Here is a 23,772-nt window from a genome sequence, read left to right on the forward strand (position 1 = left end):
CGATCGGTTCTTGGCCCCCATCCACCCAGACGGACCTGGCATGATGCCTGGCCGCCGTCGTTCGGGCGTGGGCAGCAAGGCTGCGCTGGCGGCGGGAGGGGCAAGCACGCTGTTCCGCTTGCGGCTCCCCCCGCCGGTGTGGTTTCCCTTCGGGCGACCGAGCGACGGCGGGACCTCCCCAACCACCTCCCCACCGCGGCGTACGCCGTTGGCCGCCTCCGCCGGAGTGAGTGGTCTCTATGTCCTGTCAACCCGCGACTCGTCGGCGGAGTGGCCCTGGCCAGGCTCCGTCTCGATGACGGCTGACGCGCGTTCTAGTCTCCACCGTCGGTCGGGCGTGCGCAGCAAGGCCGCGCCAGGGGTGGTCGGGGCAAGCAGCGCTTCCGCTTGCGCCGACCACCCCTGGTGTGGCATCCCTCGGGGCGACCGAGCGGCGGTGGAGACTCCCCCCTCCACCCGACCGAGGGTCTCTTCTGGTCCTTCACGCCGCGGCAGCGGCCGGGTTCAGTTTGTCAGCGACCGGGGGGCCGGTAGGGGTGGCCGCTGCGGAGCATTGCGTAGAGGACGTCAAGGCGGCGGCGGGTCAGGCAGATCAGGGCGCTGTTGTGCCGCTCGCCTTCGGCGCGTTTGCGGTCGTAGTAGGTGCGGCTGGCCGGGTCGGCCAGGCTAGCGAACGCGGAGAGGAACAGCGCCTTCTTCAGCCCGTGGTGCCCGCGCTTGGACCGGGTCTGGCTCTTGACCGAGGTGCCGGAGCGCCGTGTGACCGGGGCCAGGCCGGCGTAGGCGGCCAGGTGCGCGGCGCTAGGGGACCCTGAGGCGTCACCGACGACGGTCAGCACCGTGAGTGCGGTCCTGAGCCCGACCCCGTGCATCGACCTTCAGGACTGCGGCAAGAGGGTGGGCCGCCAGGCGTTGCTCCAGCTCCGCGGCCAGGGCGTCGCGTTCGATCCGAACGTCACGCAGCTGTGCTGCGACGCCCGCGATGACCCGGGCGAACGCCCCGGCCCCCGGGGTAACCACCGTCTGCGCGTGCAATGCGTCGGTGATCGGCTCCGGCAGCGTGCGTGCCATGTGCGGGGACCGTGGCCGCAGCAGCCCGGCGATCCCGTCGGCGCCCAGCTCGCGCAGCGCCTGCGGGGTCGGGGCGGCGGCAAGCAGATCCAGCACTCCTGGTCGATCCAGACGGGCCCCAGGACCCGCTCCAGCGCGGGGTGGACGTGGAGCAGCGAGTCGCGGAGCTGGTTGGACAACCGGGCCCCCGACTCGACCAGGTCCGCGTCGTAGCCGGCGAGGACCCGTAGCTCGGTGACGGTCTCCTCGTCGACGCTGACCCGGCGCAATGTGTGCGGCATGCTCCGGGCCGCGTTGGCGATCAAGAACGCGTCGCGTGCATCGGTCTTGGACTGGCCCGGGTTCAGGTCCGCGATGCGGCGCATCGCCAACCCGGGCAGATACGCCACGTCGACGCCCATGGCACGGGCGACCGCGATCGCCAGTGCACCGATCGACGCCAGCTGATCGACCACCACCAGGACCCGCCCGTGTACACCGAGGTCGGTGAACACCTGCCGCAGCGCCGTCTCGTCGTTGGGCAGCGCCTTGTCGTGCAGCCGGTGCCCGGACGGGTCCAGCGCACACGCGTGATGCGTGGACTTCCCGACGTCGACCTCGCAGAACACGGCGTAGTCGACCGGCCTACCCTCGGGCTCGTCTGCTGAATCCGTCACCTCGCGGCTCCTGTTCCGCTGGGCAGGCCGACCGCGAGCACCCTCACCGGCAGCCACGTCACGGCAGACCACGAAGGCTCGGGTCAGGTCTCCATCAGCGGTCGCTGGCGCCCTCCGACCACGGCGACATCACTCTCTTGATCATCGAGTGACAGGCCGGGAAGTCGTACCGTGGCCGGCGGCCTGCAAGCCCTCACGGGCTGATCGACAAGGTAACGAGCCGGGTCCGGGCGGAGCCCGGGTAGTTCGTGCTTCCGGATGGTCGGGGGTCGGTCGCATACTCAGGTCATGTCCACGCTGGCCCTGCCGTCGTGGGTGGTCCCGGAGTTCGACGCGGTGATGGAGTGCGAGCGGGTGGCCCGGCGCCGACTCGGGCTCGGGCAACGCGCGGTGACCGCCCGCGATATCGGCGTGACCGCGGCGCTGGCGTGGCTGACGCTCGGCGAGGTGTCGCCCATCACCCGCCGCGCATCGCCGGGCGAGCACCGACCGGACGGCTCGTGGACGGCGGGCGTCTCGTGGGAGCTGGCGCGGGCGGAGTCGTGGGTGGCATTGTGCGTCGCGGCCGGGGCCCCGGAGCCGAGGGCGGAGGACTGGCGCCGGCTCGGCGTCGAGCCGATGCCGGCGGCCGTCGACGACGTGGAGTTCGCCTACGGCGCCTGGCGAACGCTGGCGTGGCTGCTCGGTGTCCGGGAGGACTTCCCGATCTACACGAGCTGGCACCGGGCCACGGGCATCCGGCGCGACCGGACGCACCTCTACGGACGTCGGCCCGCCGAGCGGGATGCAGCCTGGCGGGGCGCCGAGCAGGCTGCGCGCGACCAGGCGCAGGCCGACGCGCGGCGCTATTGGGCGCACGTCCGAGCGCGGGTCGACGCCACGGCGTAGGCGCCGACCCGCGGGCCGGAATCAGCGATCGCGGACCAGCTCCGCGCCGTCGTCCATCTCGACGACCGGCTCGGCCTGCCGGCCCAGCTCGATCAGCTGCTCGTCCTCGGCGGCCCGCGCAGCGCGGGCAGCCTCGACCTGCTGCCGGGCTGCGATCTCGGCGAGGGCGGCCTGCGCGCGCTCGACGGTCTCAGCGGTCTCGTCGACCGTCGGGATGCGCCGACGCTCAGCCGCGTCGGTCCGCTCGCTGACGTGCGCGGTACTGACCTCACGGACGTCGGGCACGGCGGTCTCGACCGCGTCGACCGGCTCGTCGAGTAGCTCGGCCGCCGGGTCGTGCAGTTCGTGCTCGTCGTGGATCGCGCGGTCACGCTCGGCGTCGGCCTGCTCGGCGAGGTGCGCGGCGAGCCACTCGTCCGCCGTCACACGGTCGTCCTGCTCGTCGGGGTCGATGCCGCGGGCGCGGAGTTCGGCGCCGGAGCGGTGGGCCTCGTCCCGCGTGACGGCGGTGTGGACGTACCACCGGCCGCGGGCCTCGTCGGCGTCCTCGAGCACAGCGGCGCGTGCGGCGAGCTGCTCCGCCTCCTGCGCGGCCGCGGCGGCGTCGGCACGGAGCCGCGCGGCGTCGGCCTCGTCGACGCCCGAGGCGTCGGCGTGCGCGGCCCACACCTCGGCGTCGGTGCAGGCCTGGGCGAGGGCCTGGTGGACGGCGTCGAGTTCGTCGGCGACGTCGCGCGGCGCCCATTGCTCCTCCCGCTGGTACGCGACGTACCGGGCGCGGAGCTGGCCGTCGGTCAGGTCGGCCTCCTCGGCGCCGGCGTCGAGCAGCCCGAGCGCCTCGTGCGCGGCCCGGTAGACCGCCGCCTTCTCCGCGAGTCCGGGGGCTGGCGCGAAGCCGAGCGGGTCGCGGTCGTCGGTGTATCCGGCGAGTTCGCGGTAGGCCGCGGCCCAGCCGGCGCGGTGCTCCCACTCCTGGCGGGCGAGCACGTCGTCGTCGGCCGGGACCGGGCCGAGCGCATCGAGGGCCCATCGCGGCGGCTGCTCGGCGACTTCGGCGCCGAGTTCGTGGCGGCGGGTGTCGGCGGCCTCGGCGCGGTCGCGCATCCATGCGGCCCACTCCTCCGGCACCCGGGACGGGATGAGGTCGCTCATCGTCGTCAGGTGCGGGGTGAGCCGGCCGGCGTAGGCAGTGGTAATGCGGCTGTGGAGCACCTGGGCGGGTGAGCGGGCGCCGGTCAGGTCCCGGTCGGCGAGCACGCCGGACAGCACGGCATCGGGGTCGTGGCCGGCGAGTTCCGCGGTGCGCAGCAGCCGCTCCAACGAGCCGAACGCCTCGTCCGCGGCGAGCGCGGTGCGCTGGTCGGGCGTGATCGCGCCCTCGGCGGTGAGCCGGTCGAGCGTGGCCGCGGTCCGGCCGACGGTGACGGTGCGGCCGATGACGTCGGCGAGCTGGTCGACGTGGGTCATCGTCGAGCGCGCGGCCATCTCGTCCTGCTCGCGCTCGGCCAGCGCGGAGCGCTCGCGCTCGTACCCGTCGAGCACGTCGGCCAGCACCGCGGCGGCACTGCGCGGCTCAATCTCGAACGTCTGCCCGGTGTCGGTGTCCGCTGCGGTAGCGGTGGTGACCACCCACGCGGCGTTGCTCTCCCGCCCGCGGGTCATCGGCACCAGCAGTCCGGGAAGGTCCGTCCCGGACCCGGGCACGCAATGGGCGGTGTCGACCGTGCGGCCCTCGGCGGCGTGCACGGTGGAGGCATAGCCGAGCGTCAGGTCGGCGGTCACGTAGGCGGGCGGCAGGGCGAGCGGGTCGCCGAGCACCTCCCCGTCCGGGCGCCGCTCGACCACCGGCGCCACGGTGAGCCCGCCGTCCGGGCGCAACGCGGTGACGCGGTAGGTGTCGCGGTTGATCGGGGCGCGGGTGTTGCCGTCGACGCCGATCAGCTCCCACCCGTTGCGACGGGCCTGCACGAGATCGCCGACGCCGGCCACGACGCCCTCCCAGCCTTCGCGGGCGAGCGGCACACCCTGCTCGTCAACCCGGCCGAGCGCGACCAGCTCGGCGCGCAGCGCGGCCGACACCCGCGCGGCGGCGGCGTTGTCGCGGACCATCAGCAGCGACTCGCGGCCGGCGAGGGTGTCGGCGAGCCACGCCCGGGACGCGGCGGTCTCGGCCTGCTCGGGCGTGCCGCCCTCGCGGAGCCGGCCGTGCTTGGCGTACTCGGCGAGCACACCCGTGTCCCCGTCACGCAGTCGCAGCGACGCGGCGCGCTCCCACTGCGAATGGAAGCGGCGGACGTCGGTGAGCTCGTAGCGGATACCGTGCTCGGCGACGTCGGCCAGCGCCCCGCCCGGCCCGACGGCGCCGAGCTGGCGCGGGTCGCCGACGAGAAGCAGCTTCGCACCGGACTCGGCACACCGGGCCTGGATCTCGGCGAGCTGGTCGGTCCCGGCCATGTTCGCCTCGTCGACGACCACGAGATCGTCGGGCCGCAGCCGCCACCGCTCGTCGGCCGCGGAGCCGGCGCGGAGCCGGTTCTGCGCACCGAGCCACGCGGCGGTGTTCGTCGCGGCGGTGACGCCCTCCTCGGCGAGCACCCCGGCCGCCACCTGCGACGGGGTCAGCCCGAAGACGCGCCGGTCGTCGAGGCCGGCCCACGCCTCGGACAGCGCGCCGACGACGAACGACTTGCCGGTGCCGGGCGCGGCCGACAGGACCTCGACCTGCGCACCAGAGGTCAGCACGCCGCGCAGCGCGGCCGCCTGGTCGACGCCCAGCGGGCGCCCGGACGTGGCGAACCGGGCGACCATGGAGTCTGCGGCGTCCGTGGTGAACCGGGCCGTGCCGCGGCGGACCATCGCGGCGCGCAGCGCGTGCTCCGCCGAGACCTGGCCCTCGGTGGTGAACAGGGCGACGGCGGGCGCGGTGTAGGGCGACTGGCCGTTGGCGAGCAGCTCCGACGCCGGCAGGTTGGTCGTATCGCCGGGGCGGGTCACCGGAACCGCACCGTCGAGCGCGGCGTCGGTGAGCCCGTCGAGGAGCGGCCGGACGTCCTCGGGCCGTATGCGGAGGTTGCCCGGCAGTGCGTCGGAGACGGCTCGCAGGAGCCCCGAGCGGGTCCACGCCTGCTTCGTCTCCGACACCCCGGCGAGCGCGCGGTCGACGACGTCGCGCACCGACCACGCGGCCGCCTCGCTTGCCTGCTGGGCGCGGGCCCGCACGTCGTGGGCGATCTGCCCGAGTCCGGTCCCGATCGTGCTCGCGCACTGCTCGGTCCACCGGGCGAGCTGCTCGCCGCGGGTCTCCCCCACGTGCGACTTCGCCGCGCGGGTGGCGAGCGTGGCCTGCCGGGCGATGTAGAACCGCTCCGCAGACGACGGCTCGCGCCCATAGGTCCGGCGGAACTCGCCGAGCATCTCCGCCGTCCGGCCGGTGACCGCGCGCCGGCGCGAGGAGAACAGGTCCATCACCTCGGCCGACACGCCGACCACCTCGCGCGCCCGCCCGTCGGGACGGGTGGCGAACTCGACGCCGAGCGAGCGCGTCATGTGGGCCTCCATGACCCGCTCGCCGATCGCGCCGGCCGCGCCGCGCAGGGCGTGGATGGCGCGGGAGTCGAGCGTGCGCCACGTGCCGTCCGCGCACGGGACTCGGTTGAGCACGGCCTGGTGGACGTGCAGCTGCGGGTCCTTGTCGCGGGAGTCGTGCTGCAGGAATTGCGCGACGACCCACTCGTGAGCGTCCACCCAGCGGCCTGCCCCTCCGCCGTGGTGGCCGACGCGGGAGTAGCCGGCCTCGTCCTGCAGGTAGTCGATCACGGCGCGGGCGCCGGCCATCACGGCCTCCTCGACGGCCTGCGCGTGTGCCTCCCACGCCTGCGCGGCTTCCTCGTCGCCCGCGGCGCGGGCATCGTTGGCCGCCCGCTCGAAGGCGACGGCGAGGACGGTGACGCTCTTGGGCGCGGAGAACGTCAGGTCGAGGAACGCGACGGCCTGACGGGAGGAACGCTCGGCCTGCGCGCGCAGCTCGGCCCGCTCCTCGGGTCCGGCGTCCGGGCGCGACTCCAGCAGCCCGGTGTGGATCTCGTCCGCGCTGCGGTACTTGCGGTGTCCCGGCGCGAGCGCGTCGGCCTCGTCCCAGGTCTCCGGCGAGCGAGAGCGCGGGTCGCGAGGGTCCCGCAGGTGCGAGTAGAGCGCCTCCATCAGGTGCGGGTCGACGTGGCCGTCGAGCCCGAGGGCCTCGGCGCCGGCGCCGTACCAACGTCCCGGCGGTTCGCCCGCAGCGACGGCGCCGGTGTAGTAGTTCTCGCGGCCCTTGGCGACGGCGTCGGTGAGGTAGCGGACGGAGTGTCCGGTAGCGATGCTGAGCACGGCAGCCTCCTTGTTGATCTTGCCATCGAGCGAGCACGCCAGGGCGAGCGAAGATCACCACGGGATCGTGATGCCTCGGTGTGCTTCGTCCTGGGTTCTTCTGCTCGTCCTGGCGGTGATGCGCTTCGGTCAGGTGCGTCGGTGTTGCTGGCGGGTGTGGATGTCGGCTTCGTGGAGCTGCTCGTCGGTCGGTTCGGGTCGTGGGGCGAGTGCGTCCTTCGTCCAGGCGATGGCGATCAGCTCGGCGTGTTCGGCAAGCGGCGCGGGTGCGGCCGGCCGGGCGTGCGCGGTGCCGGTGCGGTGCAGGGACAGCTCGCACGTCCCGATCGCGGCGCGGACGCGCTTGGCGACGCCGGGGCGCTGGCGCTCGTGCCAGTCGCCGACGCGGGGCCAGGTGCCCGCCTGGGGGTCGAACGCCTCGGCGTGCGCGCGGCGCAGCCACCACAGCTCCTCGATCACGTCCGGGTGCCAGAGCCAGCACGCGGAGAGCACGGCGTCCGGGTAGCGGAGGTAGACGCGGCGGGTCCACGCGATCAGGTCGGCGAGGTCGGTGACGGCCTGCTCGGGGTCCTGCGCGAGCATCCAGGACCGGACCGCGGTCGGCGCCTCCCCGGCCGGAGTGAGGGCGGCGGCCACCTCGGCGAGGTCCCCGGCGAGCTGGCGGACCAGCGCGTCGAGCGCGGATACCCGGCGGCTGTTGCGCTCCACGGCCTTCGCCACGGCGCCGAGCTGCTCGTCCTCGGACGCGCTCATCGCGGCCACCGGTCGCCCTCACCGCGCACCACGCGGAGCAGCGGACGCTCCTCGATGGGCACAACCTCGACGGCGCGCCACGGGTCGGCGGCCCGACGGAGGACGCTCGCCGCCCACGCGACCGGCCGGGCGACGCGGACCGCCAGCCACCGGCGGGCCGTGCGGGCGGTGGCGCGCAGTCGGACGTCGGGCGCGTCCGGGTGCTGCCACGCCCGGACGTCGGGGCGCCGGTACGCCATCTCGACGCGTCCGATGACTGGCGGCATCCCGCGGCGGAAGGCGACGACGGTCTCGGCGGGCAGGTTCGCGATCTGCGCCGGTGCGAGCACCGGGACCCGACGGACCGTCCGGGACGCGACGCGCCCGTGCAGATCGGTCGTGGTGATCGGCTCGTCTCGGTCGCCACCCAGCGTCGACCAGTAGTTGAGGTCGTCGCGGGACCGGGTGCCGCCGAACACCATGACGGCGGCGGTGTTGTTGAGGATGACCTCGGCCTTGGCGTCGCCCCAGCGGTCGAGCAACTGCGCGCGGGACTGGAACGCGCCGATGATGGTCACGCCGCGCCCACCCATGTCGGCCGTCCACTGGTGCAGCGGCACCGGGCAGATCAGCGCGGCCTCGTCGAGGGCGAGGGTGAGCGGCGGGTCGAGCCGACCGCCCTTGCGCAGCGCGGCGATCCGCCGGGCCTCGCGGGCGATGTGCCCGGTGAGGGCGGAGACGAGCGGCGCGGTCTGCGTCTCCTCGGCGCCGAGCAGGTAGACCGTCGCGCGGGCGTCGAGCAGCTCGGCGACGTCGAACCCGGCTCCCCCGGTCCGCGGGCCCGTCGCCGCGGCGGTCGCCGCCTCGTGGGTGAGCCAGCCGAGCGCGGGCATGATCGTCGACGTGATCGAGGAGCGGGTCTTCTCGTTCGTCGCGAGGAACTGCGCGGCGTCCTGCTGCAGGGCCGGCTGCGGCGAGCGACGCAGCAGCGACGCCACCTCGGCCTTGGCGTCGTCCGGGTCGGTGACCCACCGCTGCACGTCGTGCATCGTTAGGTCGCTGTCGAGGGCGGCGGCGTGCAACAGCGCGGCCAGGACGCGCCGGGCCTGCGACTCCCAGAACTCCCGGTCGCCCGACCCGCCGCCCCACATGCCGGCCGAGAGCAGGTCGGCGGCGCGCTCGGCGGCCGTTACGGGGTTGGTGCAGCCGGTGAGCGGGTCGAAGGTGATCGTCGAGCCGAGCGACGCGAGCCCCACCGGGTTGAACACGTAGACCGGGCCGCGGGCGCGGCGCAGGGGCGCGGTCAGGTCGTAGAGGTCGGTGCGGGTCGACGTCACCAGGACGGCGCCGGGCGCGTCCAGGATGCGGCCGGCGAGATACTGCGACTTGCCGGTCCTCGGGCCGCCGAAGATGCACACGACGTCCTCGCTGGACGCCCAGACGCGCATCAGCCCGGCGCGGCAGAGCAGCACGGCGACGTCGGCGGTGCGGACAGTCCAGTAGCGGGCGACCCGCTGCCAGCGCGTGACAGCAGCGAAGGACGGCCGGACGGTCCCGGCCCGGCGGCGCATCGCCAGGGAACCGGCCACCCTCACGATGTCGGCTGTGGAGGCGACGCCCACCTTGCGCCGAGTGCGGGCACCCCAGCGGACGACGACCGCGGACGTGCGGGCGTAGCGGTGCCAGAGCAGCAGGGCCGCTGGCGCGAGCAGCAGGGCGAGGACCCACCCGGGGGTCTGCCGGTATAGCGTCATCGCCGGCAGCAGGGCGAACGCCCCGAAGGCGACGGCGACCAGACGGGCACCGCGACTCCAGGCGGCCCAGGCCACCCCGGCGGACACGGCGAGTACGAGCAGGGCGGAGCCGTTCACGGCTGGATCTCCGATCGGATCGGGGCGCCGTTGGTGGCGGCGTGGGCGAGTTCGGGCGGTGGGGTGGTGGTGCGGGCGCGGTCGATCAACCGGCGGGCCTCGTACTCCGAGACCCCCAGCTCGCGGGCGATCCGGCGGCGGCCGGCGCCCTCGGCAATCAGGTCGGCGGCGCGCGGTCGTCGTCGACGTCCGGTTCGGCCGGCGCCGCGTCCGGCACGGGACGGCCCACGTGCACCGCCAGGTGGACGACCGCACCGAGCACGGCCGGTGCGACGGCGGAGACGATGACGACGACCCACCAGGCCGGTCCCTGGCCGAAGGCGGCGAGCCCGTGGCCGAGCGCGTTGGCCGCGACCGACAGCCCGAGCAGGGCCAGCGCGAGCGAGCGGGCGAACCTGCGGGCGCCCATCGGCACGGCACCGCCGAGCCAGACGAGCGACCCGGCCGCGGCGCCGGCGTCGACGACGACCGGCAGCAGCCACGCCAGCTCCGGCGAGAACCCGCACAGCAGGGCGAGATCGCGCAGGGCGGCGAAGGACAGGACGGCGGCGGCCGTCGCGACGACCAGCAGTAGCCCGTAGAGCACGGCGCGGGCCCTCACGTCGGCACCTCGACACCGATGTGGCCGATGGTCGACCAGAACTCGTTGAACCGGCTCTCGGCCGCTGCGACGCCGGCGCGGGCGGCGCGGAGCTGCTCGACGGCGTCGGCGAGCCGGGTGGCCGGGTCGACGGCGCGGGTGTCGTCGTAGAGGGTGCGGCCGGTGGCGTAGCGGGCGACCTGGGCGGCGAGCACCTGCGTCAGGTCCTCGACCGCATGCAGGGTGCGGACCAGCTCGCCGGCGAGGGCGCAGAAGTCGGCGTGATCCGGGCCGGCCCAACGCTGGAGGCGGGCGACGTCCTCCCACCCGTCGGTCGCCTGCTCGGCGCGGGCGACCGCGGGCGCGCGGCCGTCGTCGGTGGGTGTCGTTGCGGTGGTGCTCATCTAGGATCGGGCCCTTCCTGCGTCTGTGTCCCTGCCTGGGTGCTGTGCGTGTGGGAGATCAGGAGGGGGGCCCGGTTGCAGCCGCGGCTCCCCTCCGCCTTGCTGATCCAGCGGGTGACGGTGCGGGCGGTGACGCCGCACCGGTGGGCGACCTCGACGACCGGTCGTCCCGCCGTCAGCAGGACCCGCCCGGCAGCCTCGACCTCCACCCGCGTCGCGCCCGGCCGCAGCCCGGCGTCGAGCACGGCGGTCGCCCGCCCCGCCTCCGCCGACCCGCGCCCCCGCCGCTCCTCGGGCGTGAGCCCGCCGGCGATCCCGAACGGGATGCGCACCAGCGCCTCGGCCAGGCACTCGGCCCGGACCGGGCACCGCGCGCACACGGCCTTGGCGACGGCGACCTGCGCCTCGTAGACCGGACCGTCCTCGGCGGTGGGGAAGAACGTCTCGGGCTCGACCGAGCGGCACTCCGCCCAGGCCCGCCACTCGCCGTTCACCCGACCGCTCCGGACCCGGACAGGGCCGGCGTCGCAGCGTTGTCGAGGGTTGAGAGGAACGTCGCGACGGCGCTGGGCAGACCTGCACCGACCGGCGTCGAAACGAAGAGAACGATGGCGACGAGCGCGAACACCACGGCCCCGCCGGGCACCCGTGCCTTGGCGCAGATGATCGCGCCGACGATGGCGAAGAAGATCAGGACTCCGACGCTGGGCATCGCTCACACCCCCCGGCCGGGCTGGAAGGGGACCCACTCCGCGGCGTCGACGACGCTGCGGTCCGCCACGGCGGCGTCGACCATCTCCTCGAGCGCGCGGGCCGGGACGATGAGCCGGCCACGGATCTTCACGGCCGGGAACTCCCCCGCCGCGATGGCCCGGTAGACCGTCATCGCCGACATCCCGAGCAGCCGCGCCACCTCGGCGACGCTGTAGAACTGCGGCGCTCCGGCGGGCGGTTCCGTTCGCAACTGCAAACCTCGCATGACCACTCCCTCATTGTGTACACGTACGGTACGTGTACTAGATAGCGTAGGCACGAGTGGCGCTTTGTCAACGCTGTGACCTCGTGCGATACCGAGAGTGCGGGCGAGGTGGGTGTGGCGGCAGATGACGCGGGATGACGTGGGGTGACGCGAGTTCCGCATCAGGGTTGATCTCCGCAGGTCAGCGCGTCATGGTGAGGAGGAGGTCGACCAGGAGGAGCGATGCCGAACCGGCTTGCTCAGGCACGTGCAGAAGCGAAGTGGACGAAGTCGCGACTCATCCACGAGCTGCGCCGCGCCGCGAGATCCACGGCGCTACCGACCGACGAGAGCCTGAAGCGCCGGATCGCGGTGTGGGAGAACCAGGACGGCGCGGTCAGTGACTTCTACCGCGACCTGCTCTGCGCGGCCTACCGCCGAAGCGCCGTCGAACTGGGCATCGCAGACGTGCCGGCACTTCCGCCACCAACGCCGGCCCTCGACGATGCGCTACCGGTTGCCTTCACCCGTCTCGATCCCGGCGTCGTGGCCTTGCTCCGCGACCACACGCAGAGCATCCGCCTGCTCGACCGCCGGCTCGGCGGCGCGCTGACGTTCAAGCAGACCGTGGCGCACGTCGAGCAGATCGACGGCCTGCTCCGGCACGCTCTGCCGAGCGCGCATCGGGAGGCGGCCGCCGACGAGCTCGGCCAGGCCGCCGCGCTCGCCGGCTGGCAGGCGCTCGACAGCGGCGACGTGCGCGAGGCGTGGCGGCTTCACGAGCTCGCGACGGCGGCCGCGCGGGAGAGCGGGCAGGCGGCTGGCCTCGCGTACGCCACCGCGCAGCAGGGCTACGTCCTCCTCGACGCGGGCCAGGCGGACGACGCGCACGCCCTCATCACCCGTGCCCGGGCGCAGGCCGCCACCGCCGTTCCTTCGGTCCTGCTCGCGTGGCTGCATGCCGCCGAGGGCGAGTCGCTCGCAGCTCTCGGCCGGCGCGACGGCGCCCTACGTGCGCTCGACGCGGCAGCCGATCTGCTTCCGACCGACGCGCAGGACGACTCGCTGCCCTATGTCATGCTCGGCGCCGACCACCTCGCCCGCTGGCGCGGCCACTGCCTAGCCCGGCTCGGCGACGGCGACGCGATCGGCGACCTGATGAGCGCACTGAACGCGATGGGTGAGGGCCAGTACGGGCGCGCGGAAGTCGGCCTGCGCGTCGACCTGGCGCTCGCCTTTGCCGCGCGTGGCGACGTCGGCGACTCGCAGGCTCACGCACGCAGGGCCGCGGAACTGGCCGGCCGTACCGGCTCGGTGCGTCAGCGTCGGCGAATCGCGCAGCTACTCGCCGCGTGACGTCGGTGCGCCCGGCCCACTGAGCGCGAGGACGTGCAGCAGCCCGACGAGCGACCCCGAGTTGACGATCTTCTGCGTGCGGATCAGCTCGGGGACGTCGGCGAGAGGCACCCACTCGAAGGTGCCCTCGTTCAGCTCAGTCGCCTCGGCCACCTTCTCGGCGCCGCGCGCGAGGAACACGTGGTGCGCGTTGCGGACCATGCCGACGTTCGGCTCGAAGGTCACGAGGTGCTCGACGGACCGCGGGCGGTAGCCCGTCTCTTCCTCGACTTCTCGCGCCGCGGTCTCGGCCGGCGTCTCCCCTGGGTCGAGCAGGCCGCCCGGCAGCTCCCAGTTCCACACGTCCGGCGCGAAGCGGTGCCGCCACGCCATCAGCACTCGCTCGCCGACGTCGTCGAGAACAACGGTCATCGCGGCCGGCTTCATGGTGACGACGTGGTGCTCGAACCGCTCCCCCGACGGCAAGCCGACTTCGGCAAGGTCCACAGTGACCCACTCATTGGCGTAGACCTGTCGCTCGCCAGCCACAACCCAGCGATGCCCGGCTGCCGCACTGTCGGTCATGCCCGAACCCTAGTCAGACGTCATGCACGCTCCGAGCCGAGACCCGGCGCAGGAAACGCGCCAGAACCGTGACGCACGATCACCAAACCCTCCTCGACGAGCTGCCGGTACGCCCGTCTCACCGTGTTGCGGGAGACGCTGTGTGCCGCCATCAGCTCAGCCTCACTCGGCAGCGGCGTCGTGGGTGACCATCCAGATCTCAAGCGCTCGCGAAGGTCCGCGGCCACCCTCTCCCACGCCGTCGCCGCCGACCACCTAGCGGAGTTGCCGACGATCCGGCGGCCCTGACCGGGCATCACCTCGAGAAGTCCCGCGTCTACAAGGACGGCAAGAGCTGTCCGAGCCGTCCCGCGCGACACTGAGTACTCGCGGGCGAGATTCAGCTCGCCTGGCAACATCGATCCCGCCGGTAGCTCGCCAGCCTCCATCCGACGACGCAGATCGGCGGCAATATGGCGGTAGCTCCCACGCGGCGCCACTTCCCCACACTCCTCGGTCAGTCGGCTCGGAGGGCTAGCGTACGACCTGGATCTTCCTGATCGAGTCGACGCGTCTAGGAGGCAGCGCGCTGACATGCAAGCGACCGAGCGCTACACCCTCTGCATGTTCATCTCGGCGCATCAAGGCGCTTGCACCCGAGAACTGCCCCACGGGGCACGCCTATGATCCCGATTCGGGCCAGTAGCGGAGGCAAGCTCACGGTGACGAGACGTGCAGGCGAGGCGGAGGCGGAGCAAGCAACATGTACCTTCATCGGATTCAGGTGTCATCCGTTCGAGGATTCTCCGGTAAACGCACGGTAGACATTCAACTTCGTCGCTCTGGGCGCAACCGAGATATCATTCGATCCTATGCGGGCTGGAACGTCATCGCCGGCCGCAATGGATCCGGAAAGACAACACTGCTACGAGCGATCGCATTAGCGCTGGCTGGACCCGAGATCGCGACGACTCTCACCGAGGGTGAAAGCGATTGGGTTACTGCTGGCAAGGCCACAGGATTCGTTGTCGCCGAGTTCCATCGGGACGGTCGCGAGCAAAATCTGGGATCAGGGCGACCCGCCACAAACTTTGCCGCACGACTTCGCTGGAACGCTCAGGACGGCCCCAGGCCTCGACCTCAGGCGGAATGGCCGAAGGGTGGAGTTGGCGGCCGAATGGCCGAACGTTCAATATGGTCACCGAAGCCCACCGGCTGGTTCTCTGCCGGATACGGCCCATTCCGTCGCCTCGCGGGAAGCAGTGCAGAAGTTGCGCGACTCATGGCTGGCGACTACGCGATGTCTCGCTTTGTAACTCTCTTCAGAGAAGAGGCCTCACTCGCCGAGACAGTCCAGTGGCTCCAGCAAGTCAATTACCGTGTCACATCTGGCCGGTCGGGATACGCATCGCTCGAAGCTAACGTTCTGCAGATTCTTAATGACGGCCTGTTTCCGGACGGCCACAAGATCGAGAGAGTCGATCCCGACGGGCTTTGGATCGGACGTGAAGGTCAGCCACCGATTCGTGTAGAAGAAATGAGCGACGGTTACCGAACTGTTAGCGCGTTGGTCATTGACATCATCCGGCAGATATATCAATGCTTCGACGAGAAGATCGAGTGGGACAACGGTGAGCTTGGCCCCCGAGTCCTCACATCAGGAATCGTGTTAATCGACGAAGTTGACGTCCATCTTCACGTGTCGTGGCAGAAGAAGATCGGACCCTGGCTGGTCGAGCACTTCCCGGGCATTCAGTTCATTGTTACGACCCATAGCCCATATGTGTGTCAAACTGCGGACGAGGGTGGCCTTATTCGTCTGGCAGGGCCGAACGAGAAGTTTGCGCCCCACATAGTGGACGAGGATCTTCATCGCAGAGTGACCATGGGCAGCGGCGACGACGCTGTCATGACGGAGCTATTCGGCCTTGACTCTCCCTACTCTCTCGACGCCGAACGAGCTCGACGCGAACTATCGTCTCTCGAGGCCAAGATGATCCGCGGCGAAGCAAGCGAAGATGATCGCATTCGCCTATCTAATCTGGTTGAGGAGATTGAACCGTCCCCACTCAGTCGTGTCCAAGACATCAGCGAGCGCTCCCGCGGATGATCCTCTTGCAGCGGCCCGCAGTTGATAAGGGGACCCGGAAGGCTCTCGATTCCGCGACAGAAGTCGTGCTCAATGCTGACAGTCAAAAGCGCCATGCGGTCGCCAGAGCATCGTGGACGAGTCGACGCACGTTACGCCAGCGCTTGAAGACAGAACTTGAACGGACGGCTCATAGGCCAGACTTCTGCATGTACTGCTATGAGAGCAGAGGCACGGATGTCGACCACTTCGAGCCGATCAAGAGCGAACCACTGCGGACCTTCGATTGGACCAACCACCTCCTGGCTTGCGGCTTTTGCAACCAGCAAGCGAAGCGTGAACAGTTCCCACTCGACGTGGATGGCAATCCACTCCTCATCGACCCCTTCGTCGTTGACGCTTGGGACCACTTGCGACAGGGTCCGAGTGGACACCTTCACCACCTCACAGAAATGGGGGAGCAAACCATTGAGGTTCTTGGACTCAACCGAAGACCGCAACTAGTCGAAGCCCGCCGCGTCTCATGGCGATTCATAGTTGAAACCTTTGATCGGCTGCGAAAATCGGCTACCGCCACGAGCGTCGACGATCTAGTTGATCTCCGATTCTTGCCGGTCGTAGATTCGCTGCACTACTTCGCACATGACGCTGCCGCCGGGCTACTAAAAGATCGCGCAGTAAGCGCAGAATGCGCACAATTTGCTGCTAGCATGTTGCCGACACTGCGAACCGTGTTTCCGGCTTGCTCCCTATAGGACGTCGCGTGCAAGCGGGTCTCCTACAAGCCCCCCGGTGGCGGCGGTGCGGACCGGATGCTCATGGAGCCACACGTGGAGCGAAATCGCGGAGAACGACGTTGCGATGTGCGTCCGACGTGCTGGTTACTGGAGATGAAGCGCACGTAGATGCGGATGCTTAAGAGCAACCAGACACTCCTAAAGCGGGTGCCGCAGGTTCGAATCCTGCCGGGGGCACAGGTGAGGCGCTCCACGGCGCGTTGCTCGACGCCACCAGGCGGTCCTCCCCCGCTGCCGGGCCCACTGCGCCGGAGTCGGTCCAGCGCAAAGGCGGGCGCGTCGGCCCGGCTCCCCCCGAGGTGACCGCTCAGAGCCCGAGGAACCCGGAGACCGAGTGCCTCAACCCGGCGACGTCGATGCCGTGGGCGGTCTCGTGCTCCTCGCGGGACCCGTACCGGCGCAGCTCGCTCTGCCCGACACCGAGCCCGAGGGTGCGGTGCCGGAGGTCGCCGAGTGCGCGGGCGACCTCGGCGGTGGAGGTGTCGCGCAGGTAGGGCTCGACGAGGACGACGTCCGGCGCGGACAGGGTCGCGCGCAGCGTGGCGGCGTCGAACGGGCGCACGGTCGGCGCGTACAGCACGGTCACGTCGAGACCCTCGGTCGCGGCCAGGACACGGTCGAGCAGGGGGCCGACCGCGACGACCGTCCCGTGGCGGCCCCGTCGCTCGACGTGCATCCGGGTGCCGTCGACCCGGCGAGCCGCCTGGTTGGAGGTTCCGTCCAGGCGCAGGTACACGCGATCGTCGCCGGCGACCGCGGAGCGCAGCAGGGACTCCATCTCGTCGGCGTGGCCGGGGACGTGCACGGTCCAGCCGTCGAGGGTGTCCAGGAGGGCGACGTCGCGGTGACCGAAGTGGGTCTCGCCGCCGCCCGGCCAGTCGTGCGACCCGCCCGCGGAGACCAGCACCGCGCCGACGCCCTGGTGCCCGAGATCGAGCTTGACCTGTTCGAAGGGGCGTTCCACGAGGAACGGCGCGAACGTGTGGGCGATCGGGCGCAGCCCGGCCAGCGCGAGACCGCCCGCGGTCGAGACCAGCAGCTGCTCGCGGATCCCGAGGTTGACGACGCGGTCCACGTCCCGGAGGCCGTCCAGGTCGAGGTAGCTCACCCCGATCTCGGCGAGCACCGCCACCACACGCGGGTCGGCGGCGATCAGCTCGGGCAGCAGCTCGTAGAAGCGCGTCCGCTGGTCCGGTGCCGCGGTGGTCGGGGACGCCGGGGCGGTGAGCTCGGCGGAGGACATCAGGACTCCTTCGACTCGACGTGGGCGACCACCGCGTGCGGGCGGCCCCCGGTGGATGCGGTGAACGCGCGGTGCAGGGCGTCGTGGTCGCGGCCGTCGACGTCGGCGGTACTCCAGCCCTCGACGGCGAAGCGGGCGGCGATGCCGCCCGGCCAGCCCTGCGAGGCGGACGAGTTGTCCACCACGACGGTCATCAGCCGGTCCAGACCGGCCCGGCCGGCGTACTGGATCGCCTCGGCGTTGGAGCCCTCGTCCAGCTCGGCGTCCCCGACCAGGACGACGGTGCGCGCGTCCCGGCCGGCGATGCGGTTGCCGAGGGCGGTGCCCACCGCGAGCCCGAGCCCGTGCCCGAGCGATCCGGAGCCGATCTCGACGCCGGGCACGAGGGTGCGGTCCGGATGGTGGCCCAGCACCGAGTCGAACCGGCCGAACGTGTCCAGGACGGACTCCTCGACGAAGCCCATCGCGGCCAGCACCGCGTAGTAGGCCATCGGGCCGTGCCCCTTGGACAGCAGGAAACGGTCCCGGTCGGGGTCCTCGACGGTGTCCGGACCGACGCGCAGCACACGCTCGTACAGCACCCAGATCGCGTCCAGGGTGGACGTCGCGCTCACGTCGTGCTTCTCGTCCCCGGTCATCCGGGCCAGCAACCGTGGGAGATCGGAGTATCCGTGTCTCGTGATCCGCATGGCCTCCACGGTGCAACGTGAAGCCGACTTCAGGTCAAGCGGGAGACGACTGCACTCCGACCACCTCCCGCCCACCGGGCCCGGTCCGCCGACGCCGGTGCGCACCGCGGTCGGTACCCGACCTCCTTCCGGGAACCCGGGTGCGGGCCGGCCGGATGCGCTCTAGCGTCACCCGACGATGACCGACACCACCGACGCCCGCATCCGCCGCGCCCTGGCCAACTCGACCAAGGGCGAGGCCGGGCGGATGACCCTGCCCGCGTGGGTCCGCGACCTCGACCTCGACGCCGTCGACGACGTGCTGGGGTGGCGCGACCCGAAGGCGCCGGACCGCGGCGTCCTGCTCGTCCCCGGCGACGACGGGCCGGTGGCGATCGCGGTGCGGGCCGGGGAACGGGCGGCGCGGGCCACCGCCATGTGCGCGCTGTGCCGCTCCACCCACGCCCCGGGCCGGGTGGAGCTGCTGGTGGCGCGGCGTCCCGGACCGGCCGGGCGCAACGGGGACACCGTCGGCACCTACGTGTGCGGCGACCTGCGGTGCGCGCAGCACGTCCGGGTCGAGAAGGCGACGGCGGCGCTGCGGCCGACGCCGGGCACGAGCGTCGAGGAGCGGCGCGAGGGCCTGCGGGAACGGGCGCGGCAGTTCGTCGACGCCGTGCTGGGCTGAGGCGCGACGGGGATCAGGCCCGGGAGCCCTGCCTGACCAGCCGCCGCCGACGGTGGGCCGCCATCCGGACGGGGGCGTCGGTCCAGCCGTACCCGTCGTACGCGCCGACCCGCTGCACGAACGCCAGGAACAGCCGCCCGCCCAGCACCTCGGTGCACACCTGCAGGTAGGCGCCGTCGGGCGTCTCCTCGTACAGCACGCCCAGGTCGCGGAACTCGGCCAGCCGCGCGGGCGGGAGGCCGAGGCGGGCGTCGAGGTCGGCGTAGTAGTTGTCGGGGATGCCGAGCAGCGGTGCGCCCGCGGCGCGGGCGGCCCGGGCGGTGGCGAGGACGTCGTCGGTGGCCAGTGCGACGTACTGGGGCTCCGCGACGCCCGGTGACCACTCGCCGCGGCGCAGCAGCGAGACCGTCAGCGCGAGCCGGACCCGGCGGCGGGGCTCGGTGAGGGCGCGGCTGCGGACCAGCCCGAACGGGGCGGCGAACTCACCCACCGCGGCCGGTTCGAGGCCGAGCACCGAGCGGTAGAACAGCGCGGCCTCATCAACGTCGTGGCCGTGGCGACGGGGCGCGACTACTACCGCACCCCCACCGAGCAGCTCGGCGGGCCCGTCCGGGACGCGCGACCGGCCGCCCCGGTCGGCGGATGAGCGACGAGTACGCCGTCTACGCCGTCCGGTACGCCTCGCGGGCCGGACGGCGCGGGCAGCACTTCCTCGGTTTCGACGACCGCTCCGCCGAGCCGCACCCCACGGCCTACTACGTGTGGCTCGCGGTGTCGGGGCGGCGGGCGGTGGTCGTCGACGCCGGGCTCGACCCGGCACGGCCGCACGGCCTGGAGGGGCTGGAGTTCCACTGCTCGCCGGTGGACGGGATCGCCGCGCTCGGCGTCGACCCGTCCGACGTGGAGCACCTGGTGCTCTCGCACCTGCACTACGACCACACCGGCACCGCGGCGCACTTCCCGCGGGCCCGCCGCGTCGTGCAGGCGGGCGAGGCCCGCTACTGGACCGGGCCCGCGGCCGCGCGCATCCACCGCGAGCGCTGGCTCGTCTCCGACGACGACCTGGGCGACGTCCTGGGCACCACCGACCGGCTCGACCTCGTCGACGGCGACACCACCCTCGCCCCGGGGATCAGCGTGCACCTCGTCGGCGGGCACACCGCGGGCCTCCAGCTCACCCGGGTCGACACCGCCGCCGGCCCCGTCGTCCTGGCCTCGGACGCCGTCCACTTCTACGAGAACATCGACGACGACCGCCCGTTCCCGATCCTGCACTCGATGCCCGGGGTGTACGCGGCCTTCGACCGGGCGGCCGAGCTGGGCGGGCCCGGGCTCGTCGTGCCCGGCCACGACCCCGAGGTCTCCGCGCGCTTCCCGGCCGTGCCCGGCGTGTCGGCGGTGCGCATCGCCTGAGCGCCGGGCCGACCGACCGCTCAGACCGCGGCCGTGCCGATCAGCCCGTTGCGGGTGACGAGCGCGGCGAGCGCGTCCTCCGCCAGGCCGCCGGTGCCCTCCGGGCGCCGCGGCACCACCAGGTAGCGCGACTCCGCGCTCGCGTCCCACACGGTGACCGCGGTGCCGGCGGGCAGCTCCAGGCCGAACTCGCGCAGCACCCCGCGCGGGTCGCGCACCACGCGCGAGCGGTAGGCCTCGCTCTTGTACCAGCTCGGCGACGGCCCGAGCAGCGCGATCGGGTAGCACGAGCACAGCGTGCAGACCACGACGTGGTGCTCGTCGGGGGTGTTCGCGACGACCTTGAGCCGCTGCTCCTGCAGCCCGCCCGCCATCGACAGGCCGAGCTCGCGGATCGCGGTGTTGGCGTCGGAGAGCAGCCGCCCGGCGAACCCCGGGTCGGTCCACGCGCGGGCGACGATCCGGGCCCCGTTGGCCGGGGTGCCCCCGGCGAGGAACGCGTCGATGCGGGCGTCGATCTCGCCCGGGTCGAGCAGGCCTCGGGTCTCCAGCAGCGCCTCGACGTGCCGGACCTGCGCCGAGATCGTCGAGCTCGGGTGGTGCCCGCTCACGGTGCCTCCTCCAGGTAGTCCTCCCACAGCTCGACGACCACCGCGTGGTCGCCCGCCCCGAACAGGTCGGCCGCGGCGAAGCGGACGTGGTGCACGGCGTGCGGGTCGGGGGTGCCGCCGCGGGCGCGCTCGTCGGCCAGCGGGTGCGCCCCGGCCCGCTCGACGACCGTGCCGACGGCACCGCGGGCGTAGCGGGGCAGGCGGGTGTGCCCGTCGGGGTCGGTCGCGCGGGTGCGGACGCGGTCGCCCGGGGCGAAGCGGTCAGCCATGCGGGAGCTCCAGGTCGGCCGAGGTGGCCACGCCCTTCTCGACCAGCAGCACGCGGATCGCGGCGAACCACCGCTCGTAGTAGGACGCGGCCAGGTACTCCGGCACCGGCAGCCGCTCCTGGGCGTCGCGGAACTCGTCGAGGTTGTAGATCCCGCGCCGGATCAGGGCGCCGTTGAGCGCGAGGACGTGCGCCTCCCAGTCGGCGTGGAAGGGCGGCTCGTCCGGCTCCTGCACGATCGCGGCGAACCCGGTCATCCCGCCGACGTCGTTGATGCGGCTCACCCGTCCTTCCTACCCGGACCGGGGGTGACCGCACCACCGGCCGCGTCGTCGGGCGCCCCGCCGATCAGGTCGCGGATCCGGTCGTGGCGGCGCGCGTAGTCGGCCCCGAAGCGGCGCCGCGAGCGCGCGAGTGCGGGCTCGCCGTAGCGCCGCCGGGCCCAGACCGACCCCGGCTTGGCCAGCCGCAGCGCCCCGACCGTCGCCACGATCGGGACCACCACCCCGATGACGCCGGTCGCGAGCTTGCCCTTCGCCACGCAGACCCCCGCGGTGACCAGGTGCAGTGCGACGACGAGCAGGTAGAGGACCGTCCCGAGGGCCCCGCCGTCGGTGGCCGGGCCGACCGGGGCGGCCTGCAGGAGCAGCGAGACGCCGAGCGCCCCGCCGACGAGGACGGCGTCGATCGACTTGCGGCCGTCCGCGCCCCAGTAGACGTCGTCGAGGTGGAGCCAGAGGGCGAACTCGTCCAGGGCCAGCGCGGCGCCGGCGCCGAAGCCGACCGCCAGCACCTCGGTCCACGGCGAGCCCGGGTCCCAGCGGAACTCCACCAGCCCCGCGACCAGCACGAGGAGGATGCCCCACACCTGGTGGTGCACGTGCACCCCGGCGATGTGGACGTCGGCCAGCGCGCCGCCCCCGTCGGCGGACGGGCCCGCGACCCGCCGGGCGCGGATCCGCCGGGTCACCGCGCGGGTCACGGCGAAGGTGACGAGGAAGGCGAGCAGCGCCCACAGGGCGGCTGCGCGGCCGGAGTCCACGATGACGCGTTCGTACCAGTCCATCGACGATCCTCGCCCCGGGCGGATGCGGCCGGCCCCCACGCTGTCGGACCGGCCGGTGCGGGACAAGGCCCGGGTCGCCGACGGGACACCCCGGCCGGCCGGGGCAGGGCCGATCGGAGCCGTGCCGTGGGCCGCACGGCCCGGAAGGCGGGGCCGAGCGGCCCTGATCCGCCGGAACCGCTGGCGAGGGCGCCGACCCCGCCTCTACCGTCGACCCTCGACCTCGGGTTGGGAGACCTCATGCGGACCGCACCGCGCGCGCGCACCGCGATCCTGGTCGCCGCCGTCTACCTCGCGCTGGTCTGCGCGGTCTGGTTCCTCACCGGCACCGACTACACGACGATCGGCACCACGGTCGGGACCACCGTCGCGGGGATCGTGGTCCCGGTCGGGCTCGGGGCCGTGTTCCTGGCCGCCGTCACCACCTACCTCGGCTGGTGGCGTCCGGTCCTGTACGAGGAACCGCGCGTCGGGCCGCGCTGGCTCCTGGTGGTCCCCGTCCTGTTCGTCGTGATCGCGGTCGGCACGCTGACCCGGGCCGACCTGTCCCGCTTCTCCGCCACCCACCTGCTGATGCTGGTCGTGGGGGTGGCGCTGGTCGGCTTCTCCGAGGAGCTGCTCTGCCGCGGCATCGCCGTCGTCGGCCTGCGCGGATCCGGCTCGGAGGTCGTCGCGTGGCTGGGCAGCTGCCTGGTCTTCGCACTCCTGCACGGCGTCAACGCCCTGTTCGGCGCGCCCGTCGCCGCCACCGGGGTGCAGGTCCTGTTCGCGTTCCTGGCCGGGAGCGTCCTGTACGTGACGCGGCGCGTCACGGGCGTGCTGGTGGCCTGCATGGTGATCCACGCGTTCTGGGACTTCACCTCCTTCGCCGCGCAGGCGGCTCCGGCGCAGGGCCCGTCGCCGCTCGGTGTGCTGGCGCTGCTCCAGTACCCGACCGTGGTCCTCGCGCTGGTCGGGGTGCTCCTGCTGGTGCGGCGGCCGGTCCCGCAGGCCGCCTGACCCGGCGGCCCTCAGGTCCTGCGGACCACCCGCTCGTCCTGCCCCGGCTTCCAGATGCCGACCTCCATGTGCCCGTCGACGATCTCCACCGACGACGCCCCGGTGGGGTGGGCCTCGTAGAAGTGGTCGAACGTCCCGCCGCGCAGGTCCAACCCGATGTCGTCGAACAGGTCCTGGGCGAACCGCTGGTGCAAGTCGGTGTCGCGGACGTCGGCGACCGTGCCGAACAGCTTGGCGTCGCCGTCGCCGACCTGCGTGTCGACGGTGGCGGTGTGCAGGCAGAAACGGGGGTCGCGGTGCAGGTCGTGGAACTTGGTCGTGTCGGGCATCCCGATCAGCCACAGCCGGTCCTCGAACACCCGCGGCTCGATCGGGCTGATCCGCGGGGAGCCGTCGGCGCGCAGCGTCGCGAGCAGGCAGAGCTTGCCGGTCGCGGCGTGGCGGCGGGTGAAGATGGCCGAGATCCGCGGGGCGCCCGCGGTGAAGTCCGTCCAGCTCGTCAT

Annotated in this window: 25 protein-coding genes and 1 pseudogene; 6 read left to right on the forward strand and 20 right to left on the reverse strand. The window is 72.6% G+C overall.

The window, feature by feature from the left end:
- Nucleotides 1–512 precede the first annotated feature (512 nt).
- Nucleotides 513–1,727, reverse strand: a pseudogene (locus H6H00_RS04805) (IS110 family RNA-guided transposase).
- Between the two features lie 288 nt (nucleotides 1,728–2,015).
- Between H6H00_RS04805 and H6H00_RS04810 the strand changes: the two are divergent.
- Nucleotides 2,016–2,615 (forward strand): hypothetical protein, encoded by a 600-nt coding sequence (locus H6H00_RS04810; protein WP_185720146.1) that lies wholly within the window; start codon nucleotides 2,016–2,018, stop codon nucleotides 2,613–2,615.
- A 21-nt stretch (nucleotides 2,616–2,636) separates the two neighbouring features.
- On the opposite strand, the gene mobF is transcribed toward H6H00_RS04810, so the two are convergent.
- From mobF to H6H00_RS04850, 8 genes are all read right to left on the reverse strand, one after another.
- On the reverse strand, nucleotides 2,637–6,983 hold the full coding sequence (gene mobF, locus H6H00_RS04815) for a MobF family relaxase (RefSeq protein WP_185720147.1): 4,347 nt from the start codon (nucleotides 6,981–6,983) through the stop codon (nucleotides 2,637–2,639).
- A 129-nt stretch (nucleotides 6,984–7,112) separates the two neighbouring features.
- Nucleotides 7,113–7,736 carry a hypothetical protein gene (locus H6H00_RS04820; RefSeq protein WP_185720148.1) on the reverse strand — a complete coding sequence of 208 codons (624 nt, stop codon included), beginning with the start codon at nucleotides 7,734–7,736 and terminating at the stop codon, nucleotides 7,113–7,115.
- A complete protein-coding gene (locus tag H6H00_RS04825) occupies nucleotides 7,733–9,586 on the reverse strand; it encodes a type IV secretory system conjugative DNA transfer family protein (protein WP_255425577.1) in 1,854 nt (617 codons plus the stop codon). Before H6H00_RS04825 ends, H6H00_RS04820 begins: the two co-directional genes overlap by 4 nt.
- A 157-nt stretch (nucleotides 9,587–9,743) precedes the next feature.
- Nucleotides 9,744–10,187: a DUF2637 domain-containing protein gene (locus tag H6H00_RS04830; protein WP_185720149.1), complete on the reverse strand. Its 444-nt coding sequence runs from the start codon at nucleotides 10,185–10,187 to the stop codon at nucleotides 9,744–9,746.
- On the reverse strand, nucleotides 10,184–10,570 hold the full coding sequence (locus tag H6H00_RS04835) for a hypothetical protein (protein ID WP_185720150.1): 387 nt from the start codon (nucleotides 10,568–10,570) through the stop codon (nucleotides 10,184–10,186). Before H6H00_RS04835 ends, H6H00_RS04830 begins: the two co-directional genes overlap by 4 nt.
- Nucleotides 10,567–11,064 carry a WhiB family transcriptional regulator gene (locus tag H6H00_RS32955; protein WP_185720151.1) on the reverse strand — a complete coding sequence of 166 codons (498 nt, stop codon included), beginning with the start codon at nucleotides 11,062–11,064 and terminating at the stop codon, nucleotides 10,567–10,569. The genes H6H00_RS04835 and H6H00_RS32955 overlap by 4 nt, the downstream gene beginning before the upstream one ends.
- The gene (locus H6H00_RS04845; RefSeq protein WP_185720152.1) at nucleotides 11,061–11,282 is read right to left on the reverse strand and encodes a hypothetical protein; all 222 of its coding nucleotides are present in this window, start codon (nucleotides 11,280–11,282) and stop codon (nucleotides 11,061–11,063) included. Before H6H00_RS04845 ends, H6H00_RS32955 begins: the two co-directional genes overlap by 4 nt.
- A 3-nt stretch (nucleotides 11,283–11,285) precedes the next feature.
- Nucleotides 11,286–11,549 (reverse strand): helix-turn-helix domain-containing protein, encoded by a 264-nt coding sequence (locus tag H6H00_RS04850; protein WP_185720153.1) that lies wholly within the window; start codon nucleotides 11,547–11,549, stop codon nucleotides 11,286–11,288.
- 222 nt (nucleotides 11,550–11,771) lie between these two features.
- Between H6H00_RS04850 and H6H00_RS04855 the strand changes: the two genes are divergently transcribed.
- Nucleotides 11,772–12,884, forward strand: a complete 1,113-nt coding sequence (locus H6H00_RS04855) for an NsdA family TPR-like regulatory protein (protein WP_185720154.1) — start codon at nucleotides 11,772–11,774, stop codon at nucleotides 12,882–12,884.
- On the opposite strand, the gene H6H00_RS04860 is transcribed toward H6H00_RS04855, so the two are convergent.
- Together H6H00_RS04860 and H6H00_RS32780 are read right to left on the reverse strand one after the other, a co-directional pair.
- Entirely contained in the window at nucleotides 12,870–13,448 is a 579-nt protein-coding gene (locus H6H00_RS04860; RefSeq protein WP_185720155.1) for an NUDIX hydrolase, read from the reverse strand. The genes H6H00_RS04855 and H6H00_RS04860 overlap by 15 nt on opposite strands.
- Before the next feature lie 20 nt (nucleotides 13,449–13,468).
- On the reverse strand, nucleotides 13,469–14,023 hold the full coding sequence (locus H6H00_RS32780) for a GntR family transcriptional regulator (protein WP_185720156.1): 555 nt from the start codon (nucleotides 14,021–14,023) through the stop codon (nucleotides 13,469–13,471).
- Between the two features lie 167 nt (nucleotides 14,024–14,190).
- Here H6H00_RS32780 and H6H00_RS04870 point away from each other — a divergent pair, with 167 nt between their 5' ends.
- On the forward strand, nucleotides 14,191–15,537 hold the full coding sequence (locus H6H00_RS04870; protein ID WP_185720157.1) for an AAA family ATPase: 1,347 nt from the start codon (nucleotides 14,191–14,193) through the stop codon (nucleotides 15,535–15,537).
- Between the two features lie 131 nt (nucleotides 15,538–15,668).
- Here H6H00_RS04870 and H6H00_RS04875 read toward each other — a convergent pair whose 3' ends face one another.
- From H6H00_RS04875 to H6H00_RS04885, 3 genes are all read right to left on the reverse strand, one after another.
- Nucleotides 15,669–15,950: a hypothetical protein gene (locus H6H00_RS04875; protein WP_185720158.1), complete on the reverse strand. Its 282-nt coding sequence runs from the start codon at nucleotides 15,948–15,950 to the stop codon at nucleotides 15,669–15,671.
- Nucleotides 15,951–16,620: 670 nt separating this feature from the next.
- Complete coding sequence (locus tag H6H00_RS04880) at nucleotides 16,621–17,556, reverse strand: transketolase family protein (protein WP_185720159.1); 936 nt, start codon at nucleotides 17,554–17,556, stop codon at nucleotides 16,621–16,623.
- Nucleotides 17,556–18,245 carry a thiamine pyrophosphate-binding protein gene (locus tag H6H00_RS04885; RefSeq protein WP_185720160.1) on the reverse strand — a complete coding sequence of 230 codons (690 nt, stop codon included), beginning with the start codon at nucleotides 18,243–18,245 and terminating at the stop codon, nucleotides 17,556–17,558. The genes H6H00_RS04880 and H6H00_RS04885 overlap by 1 nt, the downstream gene beginning before the upstream one ends.
- A 178-nt stretch (nucleotides 18,246–18,423) precedes the next feature.
- Here H6H00_RS04885 and H6H00_RS04890 point away from each other — a divergent pair, with 178 nt between their 5' ends.
- Entirely contained in the window at nucleotides 18,424–18,912 is a 489-nt protein-coding gene (locus tag H6H00_RS04890) for an FBP domain-containing protein (protein ID WP_185720161.1), read from the forward strand.
- A 13-nt stretch (nucleotides 18,913–18,925) separates the two neighbouring features.
- Here H6H00_RS04890 and H6H00_RS04895 read toward each other — a convergent pair whose 3' ends face one another.
- Complete coding sequence (locus H6H00_RS04895) at nucleotides 18,926–19,507, reverse strand: VOC family protein (protein WP_185722169.1); 582 nt, start codon at nucleotides 19,505–19,507, stop codon at nucleotides 18,926–18,928.
- 47 nt (nucleotides 19,508–19,554) lie between these two features.
- Between H6H00_RS04895 and H6H00_RS04900 the strand changes: the two genes are divergently transcribed.
- Nucleotides 19,555–20,325 (forward strand): N-acyl homoserine lactonase family protein, encoded by a 771-nt coding sequence (locus tag H6H00_RS04900; protein WP_185720162.1) that lies wholly within the window; start codon nucleotides 19,555–19,557, stop codon nucleotides 20,323–20,325.
- Between the two features lie 20 nt (nucleotides 20,326–20,345).
- On the opposite strand, the gene H6H00_RS04905 is transcribed toward H6H00_RS04900, so the two are convergent.
- From H6H00_RS04905 to H6H00_RS04920, 4 genes are read right to left on the reverse strand one after another with little or no spacing between them, the layout of a single operon-like run.
- A complete protein-coding gene (locus tag H6H00_RS04905) occupies nucleotides 20,346–20,936 on the reverse strand; it encodes a nitrile hydratase subunit alpha (protein WP_185720163.1) in 591 nt (196 codons plus the stop codon).
- On the reverse strand, nucleotides 20,933–21,205 hold the full coding sequence (locus H6H00_RS04910; protein ID WP_185720164.1) for an SH3-like domain-containing protein: 273 nt from the start codon (nucleotides 21,203–21,205) through the stop codon (nucleotides 20,933–20,935). The genes H6H00_RS04905 and H6H00_RS04910 overlap by 4 nt, the downstream gene beginning before the upstream one ends.
- Nucleotides 21,198–21,488, reverse strand: a complete 291-nt coding sequence (locus tag H6H00_RS04915) for an SH3-like domain-containing protein (RefSeq protein WP_185720165.1) — start codon at nucleotides 21,486–21,488, stop codon at nucleotides 21,198–21,200. Before H6H00_RS04915 ends, H6H00_RS04910 begins: the two co-directional genes overlap by 8 nt.
- Nucleotides 21,485–22,270 (reverse strand): hypothetical protein, encoded by a 786-nt coding sequence (locus H6H00_RS04920; protein ID WP_185720166.1) that lies wholly within the window; start codon nucleotides 22,268–22,270, stop codon nucleotides 21,485–21,487. The genes H6H00_RS04915 and H6H00_RS04920 overlap by 4 nt, the downstream gene beginning before the upstream one ends.
- Nucleotides 22,271–22,510: 240 nt before the next feature.
- Between H6H00_RS04920 and H6H00_RS04925 the strand changes: the two genes are divergently transcribed.
- Nucleotides 22,511–23,269, forward strand: a complete 759-nt coding sequence (locus tag H6H00_RS04925; RefSeq protein WP_185720167.1) for a CPBP family intramembrane glutamic endopeptidase — start codon at nucleotides 22,511–22,513, stop codon at nucleotides 23,267–23,269.
- Nucleotides 23,270–23,280: 11 nt separating this feature from the next.
- Here H6H00_RS04925 and H6H00_RS04930 read toward each other — a convergent pair whose 3' ends face one another.
- Entirely contained in the window at nucleotides 23,281–23,772 is a 492-nt protein-coding gene (locus H6H00_RS04930) for a pyridoxamine 5'-phosphate oxidase family protein (RefSeq protein ID WP_185720168.1), read from the reverse strand.

Source organism: Pseudonocardia petroleophila, assembly GCF_014235185.1.
Classification (GTDB): domain Bacteria; phylum Actinomycetota; class Actinomycetes; order Mycobacteriales; family Pseudonocardiaceae; genus Pseudonocardia; species Pseudonocardia petroleophila.

Excerpts from the sequence above, each read along its gene's own strand:
- H6H00_RS04810 (WP_185720146.1), top strand. The coding sequence starts at position 2,016 with ATGTCCACGCTGGCCCTGCCGTCGTGGGTGGTCCCGGAGTTCGACGCG.
- H6H00_RS04820 (WP_185720148.1), bottom strand. The coding sequence starts at position 7,736 with ATGAGCGCGTCCGAGGACGAGCAGCTCGGCGCCGTGGCGAAGGCCGTG.
- H6H00_RS04835 (WP_185720150.1), bottom strand. The coding sequence starts at position 10,570 with ATGAGCACCACCGCAACGACACCCACCGACGACGGCCGCGCGCCCGCG.
- H6H00_RS04845 (WP_185720152.1), bottom strand. The coding sequence starts at position 11,282 with ATGCCCAGCGTCGGAGTCCTGATCTTCTTCGCCATCGTCGGCGCGATC.
- H6H00_RS04850 (WP_185720153.1), bottom strand. The coding sequence starts at position 11,549 with ATGCGAGGTTTGCAGTTGCGAACGGAACCGCCCGCCGGAGCGCCGCAG.
- H6H00_RS04855 (WP_185720154.1), top strand. The coding sequence starts at position 11,772 with ATGCCGAACCGGCTTGCTCAGGCACGTGCAGAAGCGAAGTGGACGAAG.
- H6H00_RS04860 (WP_185720155.1), bottom strand. The coding sequence starts at position 13,448 with ATGACCGACAGTGCGGCAGCCGGGCATCGCTGGGTTGTGGCTGGCGAG.
- H6H00_RS32780 (WP_185720156.1), bottom strand. The coding sequence starts at position 14,023 with ATGTCAGCGCGCTGCCTCCTAGACGCGTCGACTCGATCAGGAAGATCC.
- H6H00_RS04870 (WP_185720157.1), top strand. The coding sequence starts at position 14,191 with ATGTACCTTCATCGGATTCAGGTGTCATCCGTTCGAGGATTCTCCGGT.
- H6H00_RS04880 (WP_185720159.1), bottom strand. The coding sequence starts at position 17,556 with ATGTCCTCCGCCGAGCTCACCGCCCCGGCGTCCCCGACCACCGCGGCA.
- H6H00_RS04885 (WP_185720160.1), bottom strand. The coding sequence starts at position 18,245 with ATGCGGATCACGAGACACGGATACTCCGATCTCCCACGGTTGCTGGCC.
- H6H00_RS04890 (WP_185720161.1), top strand. The coding sequence starts at position 18,424 with ATGACCGACACCACCGACGCCCGCATCCGCCGCGCCCTGGCCAACTCG.
- H6H00_RS04900 (WP_185720162.1), top strand. The coding sequence starts at position 19,555 with ATGAGCGACGAGTACGCCGTCTACGCCGTCCGGTACGCCTCGCGGGCC.
- H6H00_RS04910 (WP_185720164.1), bottom strand. The coding sequence starts at position 21,205 with ATGGCTGACCGCTTCGCCCCGGGCGACCGCGTCCGCACCCGCGCGACC.
- H6H00_RS04920 (WP_185720166.1), bottom strand. The coding sequence starts at position 22,270 with ATGGACTGGTACGAACGCGTCATCGTGGACTCCGGCCGCGCAGCCGCC.
- H6H00_RS04925 (WP_185720167.1), top strand. The coding sequence starts at position 22,511 with ATGCGGACCGCACCGCGCGCGCGCACCGCGATCCTGGTCGCCGCCGTC.
- H6H00_RS04930 (WP_185720168.1), bottom strand. The coding sequence starts at position 23,772 with ATGACGAGCTGGACGGACTTCACCGCGGGCGCCCCGCGGATCTCGGCC.